This window comes from Thermocrispum municipale DSM 44069 (assembly GCF_000427825.1).
In the GTDB taxonomy this organism is placed as follows: Bacteria; Actinomycetota; Actinomycetes; order Mycobacteriales; family Pseudonocardiaceae; genus Thermocrispum; species Thermocrispum municipale.
Genome location: NZ_ATYT01000006.1, coordinates 299,572 through 322,025, shown reverse-complemented (window position 1 = coordinate 322,025; position 22,454 = coordinate 299,572). Strand labels below are relative to the sequence as shown.

General features: G+C 68.9%; 20 protein-coding genes. 9 read left to right on the top strand and 11 right to left on the bottom strand.

Annotated features, from left to right (window positions below; translation table 11 throughout):
* The first annotated feature begins 608 nt into the window (after positions 1-608).
* Entirely contained in the window at positions 609-848 is a 240-nt protein-coding gene (locus YWM_RS0108465; protein ID WP_028850367.1) for a hypothetical protein, read from the top strand.
* Between the two features lie 112 nt (positions 849-960).
* Here the strand turns inward: YWM_RS0108465 and YWM_RS0108460 are convergent, their stop codons facing one another.
* Positions 961-2,778 (bottom strand): NlpC/P60 family protein, encoded by a 1,818-nt coding sequence (locus tag YWM_RS0108460; protein ID WP_028850366.1) that lies wholly within the window; start codon positions 2,776-2,778, stop codon positions 961-963.
* Between the two features lie 148 nt (positions 2,779-2,926).
* Positions 2,927-4,225 carry an NYN domain-containing protein gene (locus YWM_RS0108455; RefSeq protein ID WP_028850365.1) on the bottom strand — a complete coding sequence of 433 codons (1,299 nt, stop codon included), beginning with the start codon at positions 4,223-4,225 and terminating at the stop codon, positions 2,927-2,929.
* A gap of 72 nt (positions 4,226-4,297) precedes the next feature.
* Between YWM_RS0108455 and YWM_RS0108450 the strand changes: the two genes are divergently transcribed.
* Entirely contained in the window at positions 4,298-5,992 is a 1,695-nt protein-coding gene (locus YWM_RS0108450) for a DEDD exonuclease domain-containing protein (RefSeq protein ID WP_028850364.1), read from the top strand.
* Positions 5,993-6,511: 519 nt separating this feature from the next.
* Here the strand turns inward: YWM_RS0108450 and qcrB are convergent.
* Genes qcrB through ctaE form a run of 4 tightly spaced genes read right to left on the bottom strand, consistent with a single transcriptional unit; the run spans position 6,512 to position 10,869 of the window.
* Positions 6,512-8,191, bottom strand: a complete 1,680-nt coding sequence (qcrB, locus tag YWM_RS0108445) for a cytochrome bc1 complex cytochrome b subunit (RefSeq protein ID WP_028850363.1) — start codon at positions 8,189-8,191, stop codon at positions 6,512-6,514.
* Positions 8,188-9,336 carry a cytochrome bc1 complex Rieske iron-sulfur subunit gene (qcrA, locus tag YWM_RS0108440; protein ID WP_028850362.1) on the bottom strand — a complete coding sequence of 383 codons (1,149 nt, stop codon included), beginning with the start codon at positions 9,334-9,336 and terminating at the stop codon, positions 8,188-8,190. The genes qcrB and qcrA overlap by 4 nt, the downstream gene beginning before the upstream one ends.
* Positions 9,329-10,183: a cytochrome bc1 complex diheme cytochrome c subunit gene (gene qcrC / locus YWM_RS0108435; protein ID WP_052344688.1), complete on the bottom strand. Its 855-nt coding sequence runs from the start codon at positions 10,181-10,183 to the stop codon at positions 9,329-9,331. Before qcrC ends, qcrA begins: the two co-directional genes overlap by 8 nt.
* 59 nt (positions 10,184-10,242) lie before the next feature.
* On the bottom strand, positions 10,243-10,869 hold the full coding sequence (gene ctaE / locus YWM_RS0108430) for an aa3-type cytochrome oxidase subunit III (protein WP_028850360.1): 627 nt from the start codon (positions 10,867-10,869) through the stop codon (positions 10,243-10,245).
* Between the two features lie 87 nt (positions 10,870-10,956).
* On the opposite strand from ctaE, the gene YWM_RS0108425 reads away from it, so the two are divergent.
* Positions 10,957-11,370, top strand: coding sequence for a hypothetical protein (locus YWM_RS0108425; protein WP_028850359.1), 414 nt, complete (start codon positions 10,957-10,959; stop codon positions 11,368-11,370).
* A 12-nt stretch (positions 11,371-11,382) separates the two neighbouring features.
* Positions 11,383-12,423: an anthranilate phosphoribosyltransferase gene (gene trpD, locus YWM_RS0108420; RefSeq protein WP_028850358.1), complete on the top strand. Its 1,041-nt coding sequence runs from the start codon at positions 11,383-11,385 to the stop codon at positions 12,421-12,423.
* Here trpD and YWM_RS22710 read toward each other — a convergent pair.
* Genes YWM_RS22710 through ctaC form a run of 3 tightly spaced genes read right to left on the bottom strand, consistent with a single transcriptional unit; the run spans position 12,420 to position 14,434 of the window.
* Positions 12,420-13,013 carry a TOPRIM nucleotidyl transferase/hydrolase domain-containing protein gene (locus YWM_RS22710; protein ID WP_052344679.1) on the bottom strand — a complete coding sequence of 198 codons (594 nt, stop codon included), beginning with the start codon at positions 13,011-13,013 and terminating at the stop codon, positions 12,420-12,422. The two genes, trpD and YWM_RS22710, sit on opposite strands and share 4 nt — an antisense overlap.
* A 46-nt stretch (positions 13,014-13,059) precedes the next feature.
* Positions 13,060-13,494 carry a cytochrome c oxidase subunit 4 gene (locus YWM_RS0108410; protein WP_028850357.1) on the bottom strand — a complete coding sequence of 145 codons (435 nt, stop codon included), beginning with the start codon at positions 13,492-13,494 and terminating at the stop codon, positions 13,060-13,062.
* Between the two features lie 28 nt (positions 13,495-13,522).
* A complete protein-coding gene (gene ctaC / locus YWM_RS0108405) occupies positions 13,523-14,434 on the bottom strand; it encodes an aa3-type cytochrome oxidase subunit II (RefSeq protein ID WP_028850356.1) in 912 nt (303 codons plus the stop codon).
* A gap of 169 nt (positions 14,435-14,603) precedes the next feature.
* On the opposite strand from ctaC, the gene asnB reads away from it, so the two are divergent.
* The gene (gene asnB, locus YWM_RS0108400; protein WP_028850355.1) at positions 14,604-16,523 is read left to right on the top strand and encodes an asparagine synthase (glutamine-hydrolyzing); all 1,920 of its coding nucleotides are present in this window, start codon (positions 14,604-14,606) and stop codon (positions 16,521-16,523) included.
* Between the two features lie 49 nt (positions 16,524-16,572).
* On the opposite strand, the gene YWM_RS0108395 is transcribed toward asnB, so the two are convergent.
* Positions 16,573-17,979, bottom strand: coding sequence for an FAD-binding oxidoreductase (locus YWM_RS0108395; protein WP_028850354.1), 1,407 nt, complete (start codon positions 17,977-17,979; stop codon positions 16,573-16,575).
* A gap of 205 nt (positions 17,980-18,184) precedes the next feature.
* On the opposite strand from YWM_RS0108395, the gene YWM_RS0108390 reads away from it, so the two are divergent.
* From YWM_RS0108390 to YWM_RS0108375, 4 genes are read left to right on the top strand one after another with little or no spacing between them, the layout of a single operon-like run.
* Positions 18,185-18,904 (top strand): FadR/GntR family transcriptional regulator, encoded by a 720-nt coding sequence (locus YWM_RS0108390; RefSeq protein ID WP_028850353.1) that lies wholly within the window; start codon positions 18,185-18,187, stop codon positions 18,902-18,904.
* Positions 18,901-19,602: a sterol desaturase family protein gene (locus YWM_RS0108385; protein WP_052344678.1), complete on the top strand. Its 702-nt coding sequence runs from the start codon at positions 18,901-18,903 to the stop codon at positions 19,600-19,602. Before YWM_RS0108390 ends, YWM_RS0108385 begins: the two co-directional genes overlap by 4 nt.
* Before the next feature lie 33 nt (positions 19,603-19,635).
* Positions 19,636-20,364 (top strand): SDR family NAD(P)-dependent oxidoreductase, encoded by a 729-nt coding sequence (locus tag YWM_RS0108380; RefSeq protein ID WP_028850351.1) that lies wholly within the window; start codon positions 19,636-19,638, stop codon positions 20,362-20,364.
* The gene (locus YWM_RS0108375; RefSeq protein ID WP_028850350.1) at positions 20,361-21,383 is read left to right on the top strand and encodes an S-adenosylmethionine:tRNA ribosyltransferase-isomerase; all 1,023 of its coding nucleotides are present in this window, start codon (positions 20,361-20,363) and stop codon (positions 21,381-21,383) included. Before YWM_RS0108380 ends, YWM_RS0108375 begins: the two co-directional genes overlap by 4 nt.
* Before the next feature lie 3 nt (positions 21,384-21,386).
* Here the strand turns inward: YWM_RS0108375 and YWM_RS0108370 are convergent, their stop codons facing one another.
* Entirely contained in the window at positions 21,387-22,400 is a 1,014-nt protein-coding gene (locus YWM_RS0108370) for a carbohydrate kinase family protein (RefSeq protein ID WP_245565968.1), read from the bottom strand.
* Positions 22,401-22,454 lie beyond the last annotated feature (54 nt).

Below are 22,454 nucleotides of genomic sequence, written 5' to 3'. Positions count from 1 at the left end.
GGCGACAATCCCGCGGCGTCGCCTCCGGGGTACGGCGACGGCCTCCCGCGAGATCTCGGACAGGTTACGAAACGACCGCGCCCGCGTCCAGGGCAACTCCGAGATTTGGCCGCCACTGGCGCGCGAAACCCAGGTGGAGCAGCGGTGAATCGCCCCTTGTGACGATGGCAATAGCCGTGGTGTACCGGCCTGGATGACCGTTCACCGATCAGAATTACCGCTCACCGATCGGACACACGCTGAGTAACGTTCGGCGCGTCGCGGCGACCGCTCACCGATCGGCGACCTCGCGCGCCCGCGGAACTGCCCTGACGAACACGGTTCTCGGCCGCGCGGACGGGTTCGGCCGCACAGGCGGACTCGGCCCACAAGCGGCGCCCACCGGGCACCCGCCACCAGCATCAGGACGCTCGCCCCGACTGAGCCACCCGCGCGCCCACAGGGCACCTTCGTGCTCCCTGCGGCCATCTCCCGGCTCATGCCGCGATCGGGTGGATGCCCGCCTGCCGGAACTCTCGACCGCCGGAGGTTGTCGGTGGTCGTTCCTATCGTGGCGCCGAGAACGTGATCGCGACCAGCAGGTACGGCCCGCCGCGAAGGAGGCGACCATGAGCGAACGAGCGGAAGACGGCACGTTGATCATCGATTGTGACCGGTGCGAGGTGCGTCCTACGGCGTGCGCGGACTGCGTGGTGAGCGTGCTGCTCGGCCCGCCAGGACTGGTGGAGTGGGACGCCGACGAGCGTCGTGCGGTCACGGCGCTGGCCGACGCGGGCATGGTTCCCCGGCTGCGCCTGGTGTCCCGCACGGAGCGGAAGCCGGAGGAGGGCGAGCGCCGGGCAGGCTGACCGGGCGACCGGCCCGGTGTCCCGGTGGCGGTCGCGCGCTGCCATCAGGTGGGTGGTCGCACGGTTCGGAGGGCACCGGGTGCCGACCGTGGTGCCCGTGCGCTCACGGGTGTCAGCCGCGGCCGACGTACTCCCAGTGCCACGGCTCCTCGCGCCCGCCGCCCGGGCGCGCCCACTGCGGGTTCACCCAGCCGAACGCGGGGCCGTGCTTGGCCATCCACCGGTAGCCCGGCTTGCTGAACGACTCCACGCCACCGCACATGTCGATCGCCAGCGCCCAGCCGTGGTTGGAGGTCCCTGGCACCGCGGCCAGCGACGGTTTGCGGCGATACAGATCGACCTGCTGTTGGAACGTCCGGTACGAGTCGGTGATGCACAACGGGCGCCCCGTTTGCCTCGCGTGCTCCCGCGACATCGCCACGAACGCCTGCGCCGCGTCACAGCGCAACGCGTGATTGCCGATCCCCACGCTGCACAGCGCTGACGGCGGGATCAGCCCGTTCGGGTACCCACCCCAGGCGCCGGCCGCTCCGTCGCTGGAACCACCGTCGGCGGACAAGCTGCCCGCCACCGAGAGCGGCAGCTCGACGCCACCGCAGCGCCACGTCAGCTCGTTCTTGCCGCGCTGCGGCGCCTTCCGTGCCGACCCCTCCCCCAGCGACGGACGGGTCACCCCGAGCAAGGTTCCCTTGCCAGGAATGTCCGTCACCGCGACCGAGGCCAGCCGCCCGTCCGCGGCCACCATGGTTCGCTCGTCCAGTGCGATTCCCACGTGCTGCACGCCGTACTTCGCCGGGCCGACGAAGACCAGATCGCCCGGCCGGATGTCGCGCACCGAGACCGGTTTGCCGACCATGTACTGCCTGCGCGCGCTCGACGGCTGCTCCAGGCCGGCGTCACCGAACACCTTGCGCACCAGTCCGTCGCACGAGTACGCGGTCGGCCCCTCGCCGTGATCACGCGGCACATACGGCTTGCCCAGGGCGTCGATGGCGGCACTGACCGCCTCGATGGTCTCCTTCGGCAGCACCAGCAGCCGCTTACCCTTCACCGACACCTCGGCCACACCGGGCTGCAGCTTGCCCTTGGCGCCCTTCACCGGCCGCAGGCCACCCGGCAGGTTCTTCGGGTCCACCAGCGAGGACGCATGGGGCGGAGTGACGCCCGCCTTGTCCAGCCTGTTCAGGTACTGGCGCCAGCTCTTCGCGGTGCGCGCGTTGCGCTTCTTCTGCTCCAGCTGCTGCGCGGTGACCGCCGCGCTGGCGGTCCGGATCGGGTCGCGCAGCTCCGAGCTGATGGCGTCCGCCCGGTTCGTGGCGTCGCGATTGCGCTGCGTCAGCTCCGCCTCGCGCTTGCTGGCTTTGCGTTCCAGTCCGAGTGCGGCACGTTCGGCCGCGACCGCTTTGCGATGGCGCTGCAACGCTTTGCGCAGCCGCTCGTCCTGCTCGTCACGCAGATAACCGACCACCGAGGATTTCTCGAGGTAGTTGGCGGGGTCGGTGGCGGTCAGCATGGCCCGCAGCTTGTTCGGCCTGCCCAGCGACTTGTACGCGCTCGCCGACAGGTTGTCGACCTCTGCCTGCTGCCGCTCGACCTCCAGCTCGGCCGCCTCCCGCTCGGCCCGCGCGGCGCTGAGCTTCTTCGTCGCCTCGGCGACCTTGCCCTTCGCGTTGCGGATCCGGTCGGCCAGCTCGCTCAGTTCGCGCTGCACGTCACTGGCGGTCTGCTGCAGCGCGGCCACCTTCGGGTCGGCGAACGCCTCGCCCGGTCGCGGATCGGGCGCTCCGGTGCCCGGGGCGACGCCTGCCTCGATCCGCAGGTCGCCAGGATCGGTCGGCGCCGTGTCCTGCGCATACGCGCCTTGCTCACCGACCGGCGTCAACACCACCGCGCCGGCCAGCATCGCCGCAATCGCGACCCTCGCCCGCATCACACCTCCGACAATCCCGCCAAGCTCCCCGCAATCCCCTCATCGCGACGGAGTGACGATACGTCACGCTCCGCGGGCGAGGAGGTGATTCCCACCGGGTGGCCCCTACTGACATAACGCACAGCACCCGCCGATGTGACGGTGTCGTTCAGCCTGGTTGCACGACCTCCAACAACACGGCGGACGACACCGCGCGAGCGTCGTGGTCGCGCACCGCGCGAACGATCTCCCGGTCCGCCGTGACCACGAGCAACGGGCGTCCGGACGGTTCGGCGGCGACCAAGTTCTTGATCACCTCGTCCGCCGACACACCGGGTTCGCTGAACAGCACCCGCACGTTGCGCACCCGGCTGGCCGGCGCCACCACCCCGGCCCCGTCGAACACGACGGTGACCTCGACGCCGGTCCGCGCAGCCAGCGGCGCGAGCTGACGGATCAACCGTTCCCGCTGCTCGGCCAACGGCAGGTCCGGATAACCGGTCTTGGTGACGTTGTAGCCGTCCACGATCATGTGCGTGTTCGGCACGCCGAGCAGCCGCTCGAGCACCACCGGATCGTTGACCACCGAGCGCGCCTTGCCACCCGTCGTCGCGCCTGCCACCGCGTCGGCCGGGCGATGGCCTGGCGTACCGGCCTGCAGCCGCAGCTCGCCGCGGAGCCCCTCGACCGCTCCCGCGACGGTGTCCAGCAGCAAGCTGAGCCGCGCCTGGTCGCCACGCAGCTGCTGGTCGACTCCGCTGCGCATGGCCTCCAGCTGCTCGGTCGCCCGGTCCGCGCGGGCTCGTTCCGCCGCGGCTCGCTGCTGCTCACGGGCCAGCCGCTCGGTCAGCTCGGCGATCTTGTCGTCGGTGGCGGTGCCGGCTCCGGCGAGTTCCTCACGCGCCTTCTGCGTCTCTTCCCGGGCCTGGCGCAGCTGCATCCCTCGTTCCCGCAGCCGCTGCCGCAGCCGGTCGAGCTCCTGCTCGCGTTCGGCTCGCGCCGCAGCTGTCGCCGCACGCTGCTCGTCCAGCTCGTCCCGCAGCTTGGCCATCTCGGCCTCCAGGCGCTGCACGCGAGCACGCAACGCATCCCGCTCGGCCCGCAGATCGGCTTCCTCGGCCCGTTCGGCCGCGGCCGTCACCACTTCTTCGGCGTCGTCGGTCTCCAACAGCATCGCCACCACCGCGCGCCCGACGACGTCGTCAGCCGGTGGCCGGAGTATGTGCGGCTGTCGTCGCTGCGCCCATGCCACGACCGCAGCGCGGAAACTCTTGCTCTCGGCGAGTGCGGTCACCAGCTGCCCACCGGCGACTTTGGCGCGCTTCGCGGGGGCGAACCGGGCAACCGGCCGTAACCGCTGGGGGATTTCCGCCTCCGCAAGGCCGCCGAGAGCCCGCGCGACGAGATCGGCCAGCCGGGCCCGCACCGGGTCCGGCACCGCCGACCAGTCCACCCGGGGCGCATTCATGGACTTACCGTAGACCGGCGCGTCATTCGAACATACTGTCGGTTCCGGGCCTTATCGTGAGCGCTCGTGAGCGTGCAGTTGAGCTTCGACGAACTCGGTACGCCGCTGCGTGACACCACGTTCGTGGTGGTCGACCTGGAGACCACCGGCGGCTCGTCGGAGAAGGACGCGATCACCGAGATCGGCGCGGTCAAAGTGCGTGGTGGAGAAGTCCTCGGCGAATTCGCCACATTGGTCGACCCCGGCACGGTCATCCCGCCGCAGATCGTCCAGCTGACCGGCATCACGCAGGCGATGGTGTCCGCCGCACCGACCATCGAGCAGGTCCTGCCCGCGTTTTTGGAGTTCGCCAAGGGCGCGGTCCTGGTGGCGCACAACGCGGGGTTCGACATCGGCTTCCTGCGTTCGGCGTGCGCCCGGCACGGCTACCGCTGGCCGAAGCCGACCGTGCTCTGCACCGTGCGGCTGGCGCGTCGTGTACTGACCCGCCACGACGACGCCCGCAGCTTCCGGCTGTCCGCGCTGGCGGCGTTGTTCAACGCCAAGACCGTGCCCAACCACCGCGCGCTCGAGGACGCGCGCGCCACCGTCGACGTCCTGCACGGCTTGCTGGAGCGCGTCGGAAACCTCGGCGTGCAGTCGCTCGAGGAGTTGATGGACTTCCTGCCCGAGGTCACCCCGGCACAGCGCAGGAAACGCGGCATGGCCGCCCACCTTCCGACCTCACCCGGCGTGTACTTGTTCCGCGGGCCGAACGACGAGGTGCTCTACGTCGGTACCGCGTCGAACCTGCGCAGGCGCGTGCGGCAGTACTTCACCGGCTCGGAAAGCCGCGGACGGATCCGGGAGATGGTGGCGCTGGCCGAACGGGTGGAGGGCATCCCGTGTGCGCACTCACTGGAGGCGGAGGTCCGCGAACTGCGCCTGCTGTCCGCCCACAAGCCGGTCTACAACCGCCGCTCACGCAACCCGAACAAGTACTGGTGGGTCGTTCTCACCAAGGAGGCCTTCCCACGGCTGTCGGTCGTTCGCGTGCCGCGCGACGGGGCGCTGGGCCCGTTCCGCAGTCGTACCGCCGCGGCGTCAGCGGCTTCCGTGTTGACGTCGGCGTCCGGCCTGCGGGCGTGCAGTGATCGGATCTCGGCGAAGTCGCCCAAGGGGTCTCCGTGCGCGCTGTGGGAGCTCGGCAAGTGCGGTGCGCCGTGCGCCGGGCAGCAGAGTGTCGCGGAGTACGCGCCGGCGGTCGATGCGGTCGCCGCGCTCATCGCGGGGACCGACGGCTCGGCGTTGCGCGCAGCCGCCGACCAGGTCGACGCGCTCGCCGCCGCTCAGCGCTTCGAGCTGGCCGCTGCCCGGCGGGACGAACTCGCGGACGTGGTGGGCTCGGTGATGACCGCGAACCGCATGGCCGCGCTGGCGCGCATCGAAGAGTTGATCGCGGCTCACCCGGACGGCTCCGGCGGCTGGGAATTCGCGGTCATCCGCCACGGCAGGCTGGCTTCGGCGGGCACGGCGCGCCGCGGTGTCCCACCGATGCCCGTGGTCGACGCCCTGGTGGCCGGGGCGGAGACGGTCCTGCCCGCACGCGGGCCGCTGCGGGGCGCGAGCCCGGACGAGGTGCGGGTGCTGCTGCGGTGGCTGGCGCGGCCGGGGGTGCGGTTGGTGCGGTCCAGCGAGCCGTGGGCCGAGCCTGCCGGGGCGGCATCCGGGTGGCGCGGCTGGCTCGACCGGGTGGCCACGGCCCGCACCCTCGAACTGGCCGGCTGACCGCCGGGCCGACCGGGTCGGGGCTCGCGGGCCACGGCAACTACCGGTTCCCGTCCGGACACAGCAGCTTCCTGCCCGAGGCCACCCAGCACCTTCGTCTCGGCTCCAGCGGTCGTCTTGTCTGAGGTTCCCAGCGCTCCAGTCCAGAGCCACCGGCGTCTCGCTCGAGACAACCAGCGCCCCAGTCGGAGCCCACAGGCGTCCCACCCGAGGCAACCAGCGCCCCAGTCGGAGCCCACAGGCGTCCCACCCGAGGCAACCAGCGCCCCAGTCGGAGCCCACAGTCGTCCCACCCGAGGCAACCAGCGCCCCAGGCCAGAGCCAACAGCCGTCCCAGCTGAGGCACCCCACCGCGCTTCGGCGCGGGCCGTGTCAGCACCACGCGTCGGTGAACCAGGCAGCCGTACCGCAGCTCCCAACAGCGACTCGCAGCACAACGCCGACTCCGAGCACCGACGCCCCATACAACGAAGGCGGCGTGCCGGTCACCCGGCACGCCGCCTTCGTCGATCAGGTTGGTTACGTCGAGCGCGTCTCGACCTCTTCGCGCTCCGACTCGGTCACCTGGCCGTTGCCCGAAGTGATCGCGGCCCGGCCGTTGCCGTGCTGCTCGGCGCGCGCCCGCTCCAACGCGGCGGTCTCCTCCGGCGGGTCCGGCGTCAGCAACGTGCCGGCCACCGGCTTGCCCGCGAAGCCGAGCTCGTTCATCTTCTTCGGCACCGGGGCACCCTGGTACTCCAGCGGGATCGGGTGACCGTGCTCGTCCACCGGGCCCAGCGGCTGGTGGATCTCGATGAACGCACCTTCCGGCGTCCGCTTGATGATGCCGGTCTCCACGCCGTGCTCGAGCACCTCACGGTCCGCGCGCTGCAAGCCGAGGCAGATCCGATAGGTGACGTAGTAGGCGATCGGTGGCAACACCAGCAGACCGATCCGGCCGATCCAGGTCATCGCGTTCAGCGAGATGTCGAACGTGAACGCGATGATGTCGTTGAAGCCGGAGATCTCCAGCACGCTCATGAACGTCAGCGCCATCACGCCGATACCCGTGCGGACCGGAACGTCACGCGGACGCTGCAGCAAGTTGTGGTGCGCGTAGTCCTTGCTGAACTTTCGTTCTATCCACGGGTAGGCGATCAGCAGACCGAACAGGATCGGCATACCGACCGCACCGGCGAAGAACACCGGCGGAATCGTGTACGGCCCGAGATACAGCTCCCAGGCGGGCCAGATACGCAGGATGCCGTCCGCCCACGCCAGGTACCAGTCGGGCTGCGAACCCGCCGACACCTGCGAGGTCAGATACGGGCCGATGTTCCACACCGGGTTGATCTGGAACAGGCCGGACAGCAGGACGATCACGCCGGTGACGACCAGGAAGAACGAGCTGGCCTTCAGCGCGAAGTACGGCATGATCCGCACGCCGACCACGTTGCTCTCGGTGCGGCGGACGCCGGGGAACTGGGTGTGCTTCTGGTACCACACCAAGCCCAGGTGGACCGCCACGAGCGCGAGCATGATGCCCGGGATCAACAGGATGTGCAGCGTGTACAGCCGCGGGATGATCTCGTTGCCCGGGAACTCACCGCCGAACAACGCCCAGTGCAACCACGTACCGATCACCGGCGTGGAGAGCACGATGCCGGACATGGTGGCGCGCAGGCCGGTACCGGACAGCAGGTCGTCCGGCAGCGAGTAGCCGAAGAAGCCCTCGAACATACCCAGGATGAGCAGCAGGGCGCCGATCACCCAGTTGGCCTCGCGCGGGCGGCGGAACGCGCCGGTGAAGAACACGCGGAGCATGTGGACGAACATCGCCGCCACGAAGATCAGCGCCGCCCAGTGGTGGATCTGCCGGATCAGCAGGCCGCCCCGCACGTCGAACGAGATGTTCAGCGTGGTCTCGAAGGCGCGGGACATCTCCACGCCCTTGAGGTTGGTGAAGCTGCCGTCGTAGACGACCTCCTCCATCGAGGGGTCGAAGAACAACGTCAGGTACACGCCGGACAGCAACAGGACGATGAAGCTGTACAGCGCGACCTCGCCCAGCAGGAACGACCAGTGGGTCGGGAAGACCTTGTTCAGCTGATGCCGGATGCCCTTGGCCGCACGGTAGCGCTTGTCCACTTCGTCCAGCTGCCTGCCGGCCAGCTTCTTGACCAGCGAGTCGCCCCGTGTCGGAGTCGTCAACTCGCTCATGACTCACGCTCCCAGTACGCGGGCCCGATCGGCTCGATGAAGTCGCCTTTGGCCATCAAGTAACCAGTTTCAGGATCCACCGTGATGGGCAATTGCGCCAGTGCCCTGGTGGCCGGGCCGAAAATCGGCTTGGCGTAGTGCAGTGCGTCGAACTGCGACTGGTGGCACGGGCACAGGATCCGGTTCGTGCGTTGTTCGTACAGCGACGTCGGGCATCCGACGTGGCTGCAGATCTTGGTGTAGGCGTAGTAGTCGCCGTAGTTGAAGTCCTCCTGGCCCTTGCGCTTGACCACCCGGGCCGCGTCCTCCGGCCGCAGCCGGATCAGCATGACCGGGTTGTCCACCCGCTTGAGCGCCTTGGACAGCGCCTCGGGGTCGTTGCGCTCGGACTCCCGGAACGGGAAGACCGTCTCCATCGCGCCTGCGTCCAGGTCCTCCGGCTTGACCAGCACGACCTCGTGCGGGTGGCCGGTGTTGCGCCGCAGGTAGACCTTCTCGCCGTTGACCGGCATCCAGCCGGTGTGCGCCAGCGTGTCGCGCGGGTCCTGATCCTTCGCCCACGGGTTCTTGACGAAACCGATGGCCGGCAGCACCGCGGCACCGAGGCCGAGCACGCCGACGCCCAGACCGGCGCTGCCCAGGATCGCCTTGCGACGCCCGATGGTGCTGCGCGCACCGGCGTCGGTGACGTGCGCCAGGAACGTCTGCCGGTGAACCTCGTCCGACCCGGCGCCCAGGTTGTCGCCACGCTCCTGCACCGCCAGCTCGTGCGGGACGAAGCGGCGGGTGTACAGCAGCACGCCGAACGCGAAGCACAGCACCGCCCCGCCGAGCGTGATGCCCAGCAGCGGGGTGTACAGGCTGTACCAGAACTCGCCGTCCTCGTTCGTCGGCGGCTGGTACTTCCACGGCCACCACAGCATCACCGCGAGGAACGCCACACCGAGCAGCGCTCCCAGCAGGAACGTCATCGTGACGCCGCGCGCGGCCCGCTTCTCCGCCCTGGTGCCCTCCACCGGCCACGGGTCGGGGTACTCCACCAGCTCGACGCCGTCCAGCTTGCCACCGAGGCGGAGCAGCTCGTCGCGATCCATCTCGGCCAGTTCGGCGGCGGTGGGCAACCGCTCCTCGTTCTCGCTACTCATGCCCAGCCCTCGATCCAATCCACAGGGTCACGCCGACGATGGCGGCGATCCCGACGACCCAGGCGACGATGCCTTCGGACCACGGCCCCCAACCGCCGAGCGACATGCCGCCCGGGTTGTTGTTGCCGTAGTTGACCGACTTGACGAAGGCGATGATGTCCTTCTTCTCCTCCGGCGACAGCTGCCGGTCGGAGAACTTCGGCATGTTCTGCGGACCGGTGGCCATCGCGGTGTACAGCTGCTCCTCGCTCGCCGGCGCCAACGGCGGTGCGTACTTGCCCGACGAGAGCGCACCGCCCTTGCCGGTGAAGTTGTGGCACGACGCGCAGTTGAGGCGGAACAGCTCGCCACCGCGGGCCGGGTTGTCGCCGCGCAGCGCCTCGCCCTTCTCCTTCGGACGTTCCACGCCGCCGCCCTGCGACTGCACGTAGGCGGACACCGCGTCGATCTCCTCCGGCGTCAACCGCGGGGGCTTACGGGAGGCCTGTGCTTCCTGGCGCGCCATCGGCATCCGGCCGGTCGAGGTCTGGAAGTAGACGGCCGCCTCGCCGATACCGACCAGGCTCGGGCCGCGTCCCTTGACACCCTCGAGGTTCTTGCCGTGGCACGTGATGCACGTGTTGTTGTAGACCTCGGCACCTTTGCGCTCGAGCGCGGACTGTGTGCTGTCCGCCTGCGCGGTCTGCGGCTCTGGCGCGAACAGCGCGTACAGGCCGCCGGCAACCATGAGCGCAAGACCGAGGGCTAGCAGCCCGGCGATCCGTCGGCGCGCCTTGCCGGCACGCAACCGGCGGATGCGGGAGACCTTCTCCCCGGTGTCTGTCCCCCGGGGCGTCGGAGATGTCATCTTCGGCACCTTGCTGTCAGTTCGGGCGTTGCAGGCTGTCTGTCAATTCCTCGGGTGCGTCACGGCACGATGTAGATCACCGCGAACAAGCCGATCCACACGATGTCGACGAAGTGCCAGTAGTACGACACCACGATCGCGGACGTGGCTTGTGCCGGTGTGAACTTGCTCATCTTGGTGCGGATGAGCAGGAAGACGAAGGCGATCAGACCGCCGAGCACGTGCAGACCGTGGAACCCGGTGGTCAGGTAGAAGACGGTGCCGAAGCCGTTGGCTTGCAGCGTCACACCCTCGTCGACGAGCTGGAAGTACTCGTAGACCTGGCCGAACAGGAACACCGCGCCCATGAACAGGGTCAGCAGGTACCAGCGGCGCAGCCCGAAAACGTCACCCTTCTCGGCGGCGAACACGCCGAGCTGGCAGGTGAACGACGAGGCGACCAGGATGATGGTGAACGGCAGCGCCCACGGGAGGTTGAGCACGAACGGCTCTGCCTCGGTCCACCCAGGCGGGTTCGGCGGCCAGTTCTCTGCGGTGTTCTGGGCCTTCACGGTGAAGAACATCGCGAAGAGCCCGGCGAAGAACATCAGCTCACTGGAGAGCCAGACGATCGTGCCGACGCTGACCATGTTGGGCCGGTTCAGCGAGTGCACGCGCTGGCTGATCGTTGGGGCTGCCGTAGTCACGCCTGCATTATGTCCCTTCGGGCCCGACCTCGCGCCCCCGGGTAGCTGTGTGTTGGCTGGCTCACCCGACGGGCTACAGTCTGTGGCATGACCAGCGAGGTGCGGACTGTCCTGGTGTACAGCCACAAGCCCCAGGTACGCGAGTCGATCATCACCGCCGTCGGGCGTCGTCCGGCGAGCGATCTTGGCCGGATCACCTACGTGGAAGTGGACAAGGTCGCCGACGTGATCGCCGAATGTGACGCAGGCGGCATCGACTTGGCGATCCTGGACGGCGAGGCGCAGCCGAACGGCGGCATGGGCCTGTGCAGGCAGTTGAAGAACGAGCTCACCGACTGCCCCCCGATCGTCATCGCGGTGCGACGCAAGGACGACCGGTGGCTGGCCACCTGGTCGCAGGCGGACGCCGTGATCGTGCATCCGTTGGACCCGATCGCCGCAGCCGACACCGTCGCCGACGTCCTGCGTGCGCACCGGGTCCCCGCCGTCCGGGCGCAGTAAAGGCCTGGCGCGATGAGCTCTCACACCTGGCCGAATCTGCTCAATCGCCTGGTGGCCGGCGAGAACCTGAGCTCGCGCGAGACGGCGTGGGCGATGGACCAGGTGATGTCCGGCGAGGCGACGCCGTCGCAGATCGCCGCGCTGGCCGTGGGGTTGCGCGCCAAGGGCGAGACACCGGACGAGGTCGTGGGCATGGCCGACGGCATGCTGGCCAACGCTCGGCGGCTCGACGTCGCCGGACCGGCGGTGGACATCGTCGGCACCGGTGGCGATCGCTCCGGCTCGGTGAACATCTCCACGATGAGCGCGATCGTCACCGCGGCCGCGGGGGCGCCGGTGGTCAAGCACGGCAACCGGTCGGCGTCGTCGAAGTGCGGCGCGGCCGATGTGCTGGAGGCGCTCGGGGTCGCCGCCGTGCTCGAACCGGACGCCGTGGCCCGCTGCGTCACCGAGCTCGGCATCGGGTTCTGCTTCGCCCCGGTGTTCCACCCGGCACTGAAATTCGCCGGCCCGACCCGTCGTGAGCTGGGCATTCCGACGATCTTCAACCTGCTCGGGCCGCTGACCAACCCGGCCCAGCCGACCGCCGGCCTGGTGGGCTGTGCCTACCCCGACAAGCTGGAAGTGATCGCGCACGTCTTCGCCGCCCGCAACGCCAACGCCCTGGTGGTGCGTGGCGACGACGGCCTGGACGAGCTGACGACCACGACGACCAGCACGGTGTGGCAGGTCGCCGGTGAGACTGTGACCAAGCACTCGCTGGATCCGCGCGACGTGGGTATCGAGCGCGCCACCGCCGAGGATCTGCGCGGTGGTGACGCCCGGCAGAACGCCGACGTCGTCCGCGCGCTGGTGGCCGGCGAGAAAAGCCCGGTGCGGGACGCGGTCCTGCTCAACTCCGGTGCCGCGCTCGCGGCGTTCACCGGGTTCTCCGGTTCGCTGACCGACGACATCGCGGCAGGGATCAAGCGAGCGGCCGAGGCGATCGACTCGGGGGCCGCCGCGCAGCTGCTGGATCGCTGGGTCAGTCTGTCCAGCTCGCTGGCGAGCTAGTTCTCCAGCGTCCGCACCACATCACGAAGTGGTTTCGGCATGCGCTCACGCGTCAGCTGGCCGGCGAGCACACGCGCATAGCGCAGTTTGCGTCCCGAACCGCTGCCGAAGAATCGGCGCAGCTGGTCCTCCAGTGGCCGGTCACGCCACTCGGGCTGTCGCTGCAGCGACCGGAACGCCCGGCCGTCCCCGTTCTCGACGACCAGCTCTTGCACCCGGTCGGCACCCAGCGCGGCGATGAGCTCGGCCTCCAGGTCGGGTACGCACACGTACAGCGCTGACTCCGGCACACCGGCACCCGCAAGGCAGCGGTGCATACCGGGCGCCTCCGCGGCATCGCCCAAGACGAGAACGCGTAGATCGATGGATCCGAGAAAATCGAGAAACCGACCGAGGTTCGAGGCCCCCTGCATCGGCGCAACCAGAAAGCCGCTCGCCGCTGGGTCCAGGCCACAGCGCTCCGCGACGGCCTCGACGGCCGCCTGATCACTCCGCCCCTCGACGAGCACGACCGTGCGAATGGACGCATCGGCGACAGACTCGGCCAGTCTCGCCAACGGCTCGAGCTGGGGCGCAACGGAATCGGTCACACCGGTGAGCGTGGCACACGCGCCACGCTCACCGCGACCGGAAAGATCAGTCGTTGGGCGTTCCCGCACGCGGGCTGCCGCGGTGGTACTCGAACACCAGCCCGCCGACGCTGAGCAGCACCAGTCCGATGCCGATCGCGATCAGCCACGGATCGAAGAACGCCAGCGCGACACCGGTGACGGCGGCGGATGCGGCCACGCCGACCGGCCAGTAGCTGCCCGGGCTGAAGAAGCCCAGCTCGCCCGCTCCGTCACTGACCTCGGCCTCGTCGTCGTCCTCCGGACGGGCCGAGATGCGCCGGGCGACGAACCGGAAGTAGCTGCCCGCCAGCAGCGCCAGCCCACCGGTGAGGAGCAGGGCGACCACACCGACCGGCTCGATCCCGTCCTCGGTCCACAGCTCGGTGGCCACGCCGTAGACCGCCGCGATGAAGAACGCGAAGACCGTAACGATTTCGAAGACCCGTGCTTCGACCTTCATGTCGGATCCTTCTCCTGGCTCGGTTCACTCAGCCCGAAGCCGTACGGGCGAGGCGGTCGGTGTTGAACGGCTTGGTGGACGTGGCAGTCGGGCTGCACAGCTCGCCGCAGTCCATCTCCTCCAGCGCTTCGGCGGCGGTGTACGGCTGGCCGGTCTCCTGGTTCACCGAACGGCGCAGCTGCATGTACTGGTCGTACTTGTCCGGCGACAGTGCTCGCAACTCGAAGTTCATCACCGCGTGGTAGGTACCGCACAACTCGGCGCAGCGCCCGACGAACGCACCTTCCCGATCGATCTTGGTGATCTGGAACGTGTGGTCCTGGTTGTTGCGCTCCGGCTGCGGCATGACGTCGCGCTTGAACAGCAGCTCCGGCACCCAGAACGCGTGGATGACGTCCGTGGAGCGGAGGTTGAACTGGATCCTGCGGTCGGTCGGCACGACCAACAGCGGGATCTCCGACGAGCTACCGGTGGTACGCACCACCTCGCCGTCCGGCGTCTCCTCACCCTGGTAGCGGAACTCCCAGTTCCACTGGAAGGCCACCACGTCGACGGTGACGTCCGGATTCGGCTTCTCGCTGCGTACCACGTCGGTTTCGGTCGAGACCGTGAAGTAGAACAGGGCGCACACCATGACGGTGGGCAGACCGACGGCGAACAGCTCCAGCGGCACGTTGTACTGGAACTGCCGCGGGAACTCCTTGTCGCCCTTCTTCTTCCGGTGGAACGTCACCGACCAGATCAGCAGGCCCCAGACCAGCACACCCACGGCCAGAGCCGCGATGACCGACCAGGTCCACAGCTGACGCATCGAGTGGGCCTCCGGCGTGATGCCTTCCGGCCAGCCGAATCGGAGCACCTCGTCGGCCGAGCAGCCGGTCACGGTCAAGGCAAGCAGCCCTGCCAGCCCGGCGACTGTGGCGACTCTGCTGGTCCGCACGCCGCGCCTCCTGATTCAGGTGTCTAACGGTACCTACGGTGGATCAATCGGGAGCCTAGCCGAATATCCCAGATGCGGCCTCGGTGGGGCGTGCGGCTTGCCCACGTTTGTGAGCGGGCATACTTCATTGACAGCTTTTCGCCATGGCGTTGGGAGTGTGGGACGAAGCGTGTGCGGCCTGCTCGGACTGATCTGTACCAGCAAGGATGGCGCCGCCGAGGCGCGGCCGGTGGTGTCGGCTGCGATGCACTGCCAGCGGCACCGAGGCCCGGACGAGAACCGGACGTGGTCCGACGCCGAGGTGGTGTTCGGCTTCAACCGGCTGTCCATCATCGACGTCGAGCACTCGCACCAGCCGCTGACCTGGGGCCCGCCCGAGTCGCCGGAGCGCTACACCCTGCTGTTCAACGGCGAGATCTACAACTACGTCGAGCTGCGGGCCGAACTGGCCGACAAGCACGGTGCGCGGTTCCACACCGAAGGTGACAGCGAAGCCATCGTCGCGGCCTATCACTACTGGGGTGAGGACGCGGTGACCCGGCTGCGCGGGATGTTCGCGTTCCTGATCTGGGACGCCGAGAAGCGCACCGTGTTCGGCGCGCGCGACCCGTTCGGCATCAAGCCGCTGTTCTACGCCGTCGGACCGGGCGGTGCCGCGTTCGCCAGCGAGAAGAAGTCGCTGCTCGAGCTGGCCGGCCGGCTCGGGCTCTCCGAAGAACTGGATCGCACGGCGCTGCAGCACTACCTGGTGCTGCAGTACGTGCCGGAGCCGGAGACGCTGCACACCGCGATCCGCCGGGTCGAGTCCGGATGCTTGTTCACGGTGCGGCCGGGTGAGAAGCCGGAGATCCGGCGGTACTTCAACCCCGTGTTCAACGCCACACCGGTGTCCGACCCGGCCGAACTGCATCACCGCATCGCCGACGTCATGCGCGACTCGGTCGCCAAGCACATGCGGGCCGACGTGACCGTCGGGTCGTTCTTGTCCGGCGGTATCGACTCCACCGCGATCGCGGCGCTGGCCAAGGAACACAACCCGGACCTGATCACGTTCACCACCGGGTTCGAGCGGGAAGGCTATTCCGAGGTCGACGTGGCCGCGGAGTCCGCCGCGGCGATCGGTGTCAAGCACGTGGTCCGCACGGTCAGCGCCGAGGAAATGATGGACGCGTTGCCGCTGATCGTCTGGTACCTGGACGACCCGGTCGCCGACCCGGCGCTGGTGCCGCTGTGGTTCATCGCGCGGGAGGCCCGCAAGCACGTCAAGGTCGTGCTCTCCGGCGAAGGCTCCGACGAGCTGTTCGGCGGCTACACCATCTACCGCGAGCCGATCTCGCTGCGCGCGTTCGAGAAGGTTCCCGGTGCGCTGCGACGCGCGCTCGGCAAGGTCTCGCAGCGCATCCCGGAGGGCACCAAGGGCAAGGACCTCCTGCGGCGCGGCTCGCTCACGCTCGAGGAGCGCTACTACGGCAACGCCCGGATCTTCCGTGACGACCAGCTCCGCCGGGTGCTGCGCACGTTCACCGACGGGGTCGGGCATGCCGACGTGACGGCGGAGCCGTACCGCCAGTCGGAAGGCTGGGACCCGGTGGCGCGCATGCAGCACGTCGACCTGTTCACCTGGCTGCGCGGCGACATCCTGGTCAAGGCCGACAAGATGACCATGGCGAACTCGCTCGAGCTGCGCGTGCCGTTCCTGGACGCCGAGGTGTTCCGGGTGGCGTCGACCATCCCGCTCGAGGAGAAGATCACCAAGGAGACCACCAAGCACGCGCTGCGCCGGGCGCTCGCGGAGATCGTGCCTGCGCATGTGCTGAACCGGCGGAAGCTCGGCTTCCCGGTGCCGATCCGGCACTGGCTGCGCGACGAGATGTACGACTGGGCGCGCCGCATCATCACCGAGTCCGGCACGGACGAACTGCTGGACAAGCAGGCCGTGCGCGGGCTGCTCGAGGAGCACCGGACGGGGCCGCACGACCGCAGCCGTCAGCTGTGGGCGCTGCTGGTGTTCATGCTCTGGCACGGCATTTTCGTCGAGAACCGGATCAAGCCCGAGGTGCCGGAGCCGCACTACCCGGTCAAGCTCTGAACGGACCGCGTGGCTGCGCGGCTGCTCCCCGGCTCTCCACAGCGATCGGTCAAGCGCCCACGCCTGACCTCCGCCCGGCGGGCAGGACGTTGTGCCAGCGGTTGAACACGTTGTCCGGGTCGTAGGCCGCCTTGATCCTGGCCAGCCGTTCGTAGTTCGTTCTGCCGAAGCCGGCCACGATCCGATCGGCGCCTTCGTCTCCGATGAAGTTCAGGTAGACGTCGCCGGTCATCCACGGCCGCAGCTCGTCGGCCGTGGCCTTGGCCCAGTCACGGGCTCGCTGATCGTCGGCCGGGTCCTCCCACAGCCCGAGCGGGTGCACCACCCACGGTGCATCGCGGTTGATCACCGTGCCACTTTCCGCGTTGCGTGCCACTGCTCCGCCCCACGGCAACAGGGCGTGCTGCGACGGCGAGGGCACCACCATCAGTTCGGCCGTCGCACAGAAGCGGTCGATCGCCTCGTCCGGCAGTGCACCGAGGTGGTCGGCCGACCAGTAGTTCCGGTAGCCGGGTGGGTCGTCGAGCATGCACTGCAGATCCACGTACGGGATCTCGGTGATCAGCTCTCCGGCCGGGCGGTGCCGGAGCAATCCGCCGAGCAGTGCCCGCAGCTGGGGCTCGGAGCCGAGGTAGGTGACCAGCGTCAGGCAGCAGAGCTTGCCGGCCAGACGCTCAGGAAATGGTTCGTCCGGCACGCCGGTGCAGTACAGGGCCCCGCCACCGACGGCATCCGGCGCGGACTCGACGAAATCCCGGTACTCGGCGATCACCTCGCGGCCTTGTTCCTTCGGCCACACCAGCAGCGCGATGCTGAAGCGGTCGAGCGGGTGAAGCTGGAACGTCAACGAGGTCGCGATGCCGAAGTTGCCGCCGCCGCCGTGCAGCGCCCAGAACAAGGCGCGGTTCTCCGACTCGCTGGCGCGCAGCATGCTGCCGTCGGCCGTCATGAGCTCGACCTCCAGCAGATTGTCGCAGGCCAGCCCATAGGCTCGTTCGACCCAGCCCGATCCGCCACCCAGCGTCAGCCCCGCCACCCCGGTGGTCGACACCCGGCCGCCGGTGGTCACCAAACCGTGCTCCGCGGTGGCCCGGTCCATCTCACCCCAGATGGTGCCGCCGCCCACGGTGACCGTCCTGGCCTCCGGGGCCACGCTGACGTCGTTGAGCCCGCGCAGGTCGATCACCACGCCGTCGTCGACCAGGCTGGCTCCGGCGACGCTGTGACCACCTCCACGGACGGCGATGTCCAGCCCGTTGCCGCGGGCGTAGTGCAGCACGGTGCGCACATCGTCGACGTCGGTGCATTCGGCGATCAGGCGTGGCCGGGACTCGACGGCCGCGTTGAAGATGATCCTGGCCTCGTCGTAGCCCGGGTCGTCCTGCGTGTGCAGGCTGCCGTGGAACCTCGTGCGCAGCTCGTCCAAGGTCAGTCGTTGCATGGTGTGGTCTGACATCACTTGCTCCTCGACTCACCCCCTGGCACCCAGTCTTCGCTGCAGCGGCCTGCGAAGTTATGCGCAACCGGGCGTCGGGAAAGCCCGTGCGCAGGCGAGCCCGCGAGTCGCGGCGCCGGACACCCACCGAACCGTGGTGTGGAACTCCCGCACAGACTGGTCTGACCACTTGACCTCTGCCGACCAGCGCCTTATCGTGCCTCGCATGGATTTACAGCCGATCTCCCGGCGCTCGGTCCCGGACGAGGTCTTCGAACGCCTGCTGGCCGAGATGGTTCAGGGCACGCTCTCCCCCGGTGAACCGCTCCCCAGTGAACGCAAGCTCGCCGAAGCCCTCGGCGTCTCCCGGCCCGCGGTGCGCGAGGCACTCCAGCGCATGGCGCAGGCGAAGTTGGTCGACGTCCGCCAGGGCGAGAGCACGACGGTGTTGGATTACCGCAAGCACGCAGGCCTCGACCTGCTGCCCCGGCTGTTGATGCCCGGTGGCGACATCGACGTCAGCGTGGTTCGCAGCATCATGGAGGCCCGGCTGCACATCGCCCCGAAGATCGCCGAACTGGCCGCCGAGCGCTCCGGCTCGAAGCTGGCCGACCGGCTCGGCGCCGCGATCGCCGAACTGGAGTCGGACGACGACCCGGTGCGCCGCCAGCATCGCGCCCTCGACTTCTGGGACCTGCTGGTCGAAGGTGCTTCGTCGATCGTGTTCCGCCTGATGTTCAACGGGTTGCGGGCGGCGTACCTGCCCACGATGGAGGCCTTGACCGCGGTCATGGCGGCCGAGGTCGACCGGGTCGACGCCTACCGCGCCCTGGCCGACGCCGTGACGGCAGGCGACGCCCGTAAGGCCCGAGAACTCGCCGTCGACCTGCTGACCCCGGCAACCGAGCGCATGTTCACCGCCCTGCGTCAACTGGAGCAATCATGAATGTCGAATCGGAAGCCAACACTCGCGTGCGTGCGGACGAGGAGTCGCTGCGGCGTTCACGCAAGACGATCACACTGGGCGAGGCCGCAGGCATCTTCTGGTGCAATCCGTCGCCGTGGATGATCGGCACGTCCCTGGTCGCCGCGGTGACCGCCCGCATCGTCGTCGGCGACTGGACGTGGAACGACGCGCTCGTGCCGGCGATCATGCTCGCCGTCTTCCCCTTCTTCGAGTGGGTCGTGCACGTGGTGGTCCTGCACTGGAAGCCGCGGAAGCTGGGTCCGATCAAGATCGATTCGCTGCTGGCCCGCAAACATCGCGAACATCACGCCGATCCGCGGAATGTGCCGCTGATCTTCATCCCGTGGCAGGCGCTCATCTGGCTGATCGCCGGGACCGTCGCCATCGGGCTGCTCGCCTTCCCGACCGCGGGCATGGGCCTGACGTTCATCGTCGGGGTGTTCACCCTGGGCCTGGGTTACGAATGGACGCACTTTCTGATCCACAGCGACTACAAGCCGCGCGGCCGGCTCTTCCGCGCGGTGTGGCGTAACCACCGGCGGCACCACTACAAGAACGAGCACTACTGGTTCACCGTCACCACCAGCGGGACGGCGGACCGGGTACTGGGCACCTATCCCGACCCCTCGACGGTGCCGACCTCGCCGACGGCAAAAAACCTGCACGCTGCTTCTTGACCTCGAGTTAACTCGAGGTTTCACGATGGAGGCATGGCACATTCCACATCGCCGCACCCGCCGGTGGCCGTCGTCACCGGCGCGTCGGCGGGCCTCGGCCTCGCACTGACCGCCACCCTGACCAGCCGCGGATGGCACGTGATCGCCGACGCGCGCAACGCGACGCGACTGTCGGACGCGATCGCTCGATTTCCGCGCGAGTTGATCACAGCCGTCCCGGGAGATGTCTCCGACGCCGACCATCGCGCCGAGCTGGCCGAGACTGCCCGAGCGAAGGGCGGCGCCCGGTTACTGGTGAACAACGCCAGCGAACTCGGGCCGAGCCCGTCGCTTCCGGCGGCCAAGCTCGGCGCGGTCACCGCTGATCACCTGCGCCGGATCTTCGACGTGAATGTCGTCGCTCCGGTACTGCTGACGTCGGCTCTCCTCCCCCAGCTCCGCGCCAACGCCGGGCGCGTCGTCAACATCAGCTCGGACGCCGCGGTGGAGGCGTACCCCGGCTGGGGCAACTACGGCGCGAGCAAGGCCGCGCTGGACCACGTGTCGGCCGTGCTGAGCGAGGAGGAGCCCGACCTGCGGGTGTATGCGGTCGACCCGGGCGACATGAACACCGCCATGCACCAGGCGGCCTTCCCCGGCGAGGACATCTCCGACCGGGAAGACCCGGCCGCCGTGGCCGCAACACTTTTGCCGCTGATCGACAGCACACTGCCCAGCGGCCGCTACTGTGCGGCCGAGCTGCCCGCGGCGGTGACGTCATGACCCGCTTCGTCGTACCCGAAGCCTCAGAAGCGACGTCGCCGCCCGAGTGGCGGGGCTTCGACCGGGACGACGTGCGTCTTCTCGTTGCCACTCCGTCCCGACGTGCGCTGACCCGATTCCGAGACCTGCCCAGGTGGTTGGAGCCCGGCGACCTGCTGGTGGTCAACACCTCGGGCACACTCCCTGCGGCGGTCGACGGTCAATACCGGGGACGGACGCTGCCGGTACACATCGCCGGAGAGCTGGAGGACGGTGACTGGGTCGTCGAGCTGCGCAGGCCCGACGGCATGGGCTGGCAGGACGACGCCGCTCCTGGCGAGCACGTGCAGCTGCCCGGCGGCGTGCTGCTCAAGCTGACCTGGCCTTATCCCGACATGAACGCGCTGAAGTCCAGGCTCTGGAGAGCGTCGACGACACCCGAGATGCGGCGGATCGACTACCTCTGCGCGTACGGGCGTCCCATCACCTACGGCTACGTCACGGAGAACTTCCCGTTGTCGGCGTATCAAACGGTCTACGCGACCGAGCCGGGCAGCGCCGAGATGCCGAGCGCGGGCAGGCCGTTCACCCACGAGATCCTGGTGCGTCTGATGGCCCGCGGCGTGACGGTGGCACCGGTTCTGCTGCATTCCGGAGTATCGAGCCCGGAGGCGCACGAACCGCCGATCCCCGAGCAGTACGCCGTTCCGGAATCCACCGCACGACTGGCCGCGATGACCCGCGCGAACGGACATCGGGTGATCGCGGTCGGGACGACCGTCGTGCGCGCGCTGGAATCCGCTGTGGTCGACGGTGTCGCTCGACCCGCGCAGGGGTGGACGGACCTGATCCTGGGCCCACACCGGCCGGCTCATGTGGTGTCCGGCCTGATCACCGGGCTGCACGATCCGGACTCGAGCCACCTGCAGCTACTGGAAGCGGTGGCCGGCAAGGAACTCGTCGACGCCGCCTACACCGCCGCAGTCGAGCACCGCATGCTCTGGCATGAATTCGGCGACAGCATGGTGCTGCTGCCTTGACGCCTACTCGGGCAGAGCGGGCGCGATCTCGTCAGCGGCTTCCGAGCCATACGACTCGCTCAACCTGCGCAACACCTCCGCGCGGTCGTACCCCCACTCCTGGGTGCCGACGGTCTCCAACACCAGTACGGCGATGACCGAGCCGAGCTGCGCGGCCCGCTCCAGACTCAGCCCGGCGCGTAAAGCGCCGAGGAACCCGGCGCGGAATCCGTCCCCGACACCGGTCGGGTCGGTCTTGGCCAGCTCCTTCGCGGCGCCGACGTGCATCGCGGTGCCGTCCGCGCCGACGATCTCCACGCCCTTCGGACCGAGTGTGGTGACCCGCAAACCCACCTGCTCGAGCACCTCCTGCTCGGTCCAGCCGGTCTTGCGTAGCAGCAGGCCCAGTTCGTAGTCGTTGCTGAACAGCATCAGCGCCCCCGTGACGAGCCTGCGCGCTTGCGCCCCGTCCATCCTGGCCAGCTGCTGGGACGGGTCGACGGCGAACGGCCAACCGCGCTGACGGCATTCCTCGGCGTGCCGCAGCATGCCCTCCGGGTCGTCCGGCGCGATCAGGACCAGGCCGAACTCGCCGCCGCTGTTCTCCAGGGGCGCCAGCTCGATGTTGCGGGCCTCGGACATGGCACCCGCGTAGAACGTGCCGATCTGGCAGTTGTCCTCATCGGTGGTGCAGACGAACCGTGCCGTGTGCGCGACCTCCGAGACGTGCACGCCGGACGTGTCCACGCCGTGGCGCTCCAGCCAGGCGCGATAGTCCGCGAAGTCGTCCCCCACCGCACCGACCAGTACCGGCCGGGCGCCGAGCACACCGAGGCCGTAGGCGATGTTGCCGCCGATGCCGCCGCGTCGGACCACCAGGTCGTCGGCCAGGAACGACAACGACACCCGGTGCAGCTGCTCGGCGACCAGCTGCTCGGTGAATCGGCCTGGGAAGTGCATCAGATGGTCCGTGGCGATGGAGCCGCACACGGCCACCCGGGCACCGGCGATCACGGACAGGTCGGGCTGTTGAGCCATTCCGCTGGTCACTCCTCGGTGTCGCCCATCGGGGTCGCTGCGTTAACGCAGCAA

Bases quoted from the DNA above. Each gene is read 5' to 3' on its own strand.
- YWM_RS0108465 (WP_028850367.1), top strand. From the start codon at position 609: ATGAGCGAACGAGCGGAAGACGGCACGTTGATCATCGATTGTGACCGG.
- YWM_RS0108460 (WP_028850366.1), bottom strand. From the start codon at position 2,778: ATGCGGGCGAGGGTCGCGATTGCGGCGATGCTGGCCGGCGCGGTGGTG.
- YWM_RS0108455 (WP_028850365.1), bottom strand. From the start codon at position 4,225: ATGAATGCGCCCCGGGTGGACTGGTCGGCGGTGCCGGACCCGGTGCGG.
- qcrB (WP_028850363.1), bottom strand. From the start codon at position 8,191: ATGAGCGAGTTGACGACTCCGACACGGGGCGACTCGCTGGTCAAGAAG.
- qcrA (WP_028850362.1), bottom strand. From the start codon at position 9,336: ATGAGTAGCGAGAACGAGGAGCGGTTGCCCACCGCCGCCGAACTGGCC.
- qcrC (WP_052344688.1), bottom strand. From the start codon at position 10,183: ATGACATCTCCGACGCCCCGGGGGACAGACACCGGGGAGAAGGTCTCC.
- YWM_RS0108425 (WP_028850359.1), top strand. From the start codon at position 10,957: ATGACCAGCGAGGTGCGGACTGTCCTGGTGTACAGCCACAAGCCCCAG.
- trpD (WP_028850358.1), top strand. From the start codon at position 11,383: ATGAGCTCTCACACCTGGCCGAATCTGCTCAATCGCCTGGTGGCCGGC.
- YWM_RS0108410 (WP_028850357.1), bottom strand. From the start codon at position 13,494: ATGAAGGTCGAAGCACGGGTCTTCGAAATCGTTACGGTCTTCGCGTTC.
- YWM_RS0108395 (WP_028850354.1), bottom strand. From the start codon at position 17,979: ATGTCAGACCACACCATGCAACGACTGACCTTGGACGAGCTGCGCACG.
- YWM_RS0108390 (WP_028850353.1), top strand. From the start codon at position 18,185: ATGGATTTACAGCCGATCTCCCGGCGCTCGGTCCCGGACGAGGTCTTC.
- YWM_RS0108385 (WP_052344678.1), top strand. From the start codon at position 18,901: ATGAATGTCGAATCGGAAGCCAACACTCGCGTGCGTGCGGACGAGGAG.
- YWM_RS0108380 (WP_028850351.1), top strand. From the start codon at position 19,636: ATGGCACATTCCACATCGCCGCACCCGCCGGTGGCCGTCGTCACCGGC.
- YWM_RS0108375 (WP_028850350.1), top strand. From the start codon at position 20,361: ATGACCCGCTTCGTCGTACCCGAAGCCTCAGAAGCGACGTCGCCGCCC.
- YWM_RS0108370 (WP_245565968.1), bottom strand. From the start codon at position 22,400: ATGGCTCAACAGCCCGACCTGTCCGTGATCGCCGGTGCCCGGGTGGCC.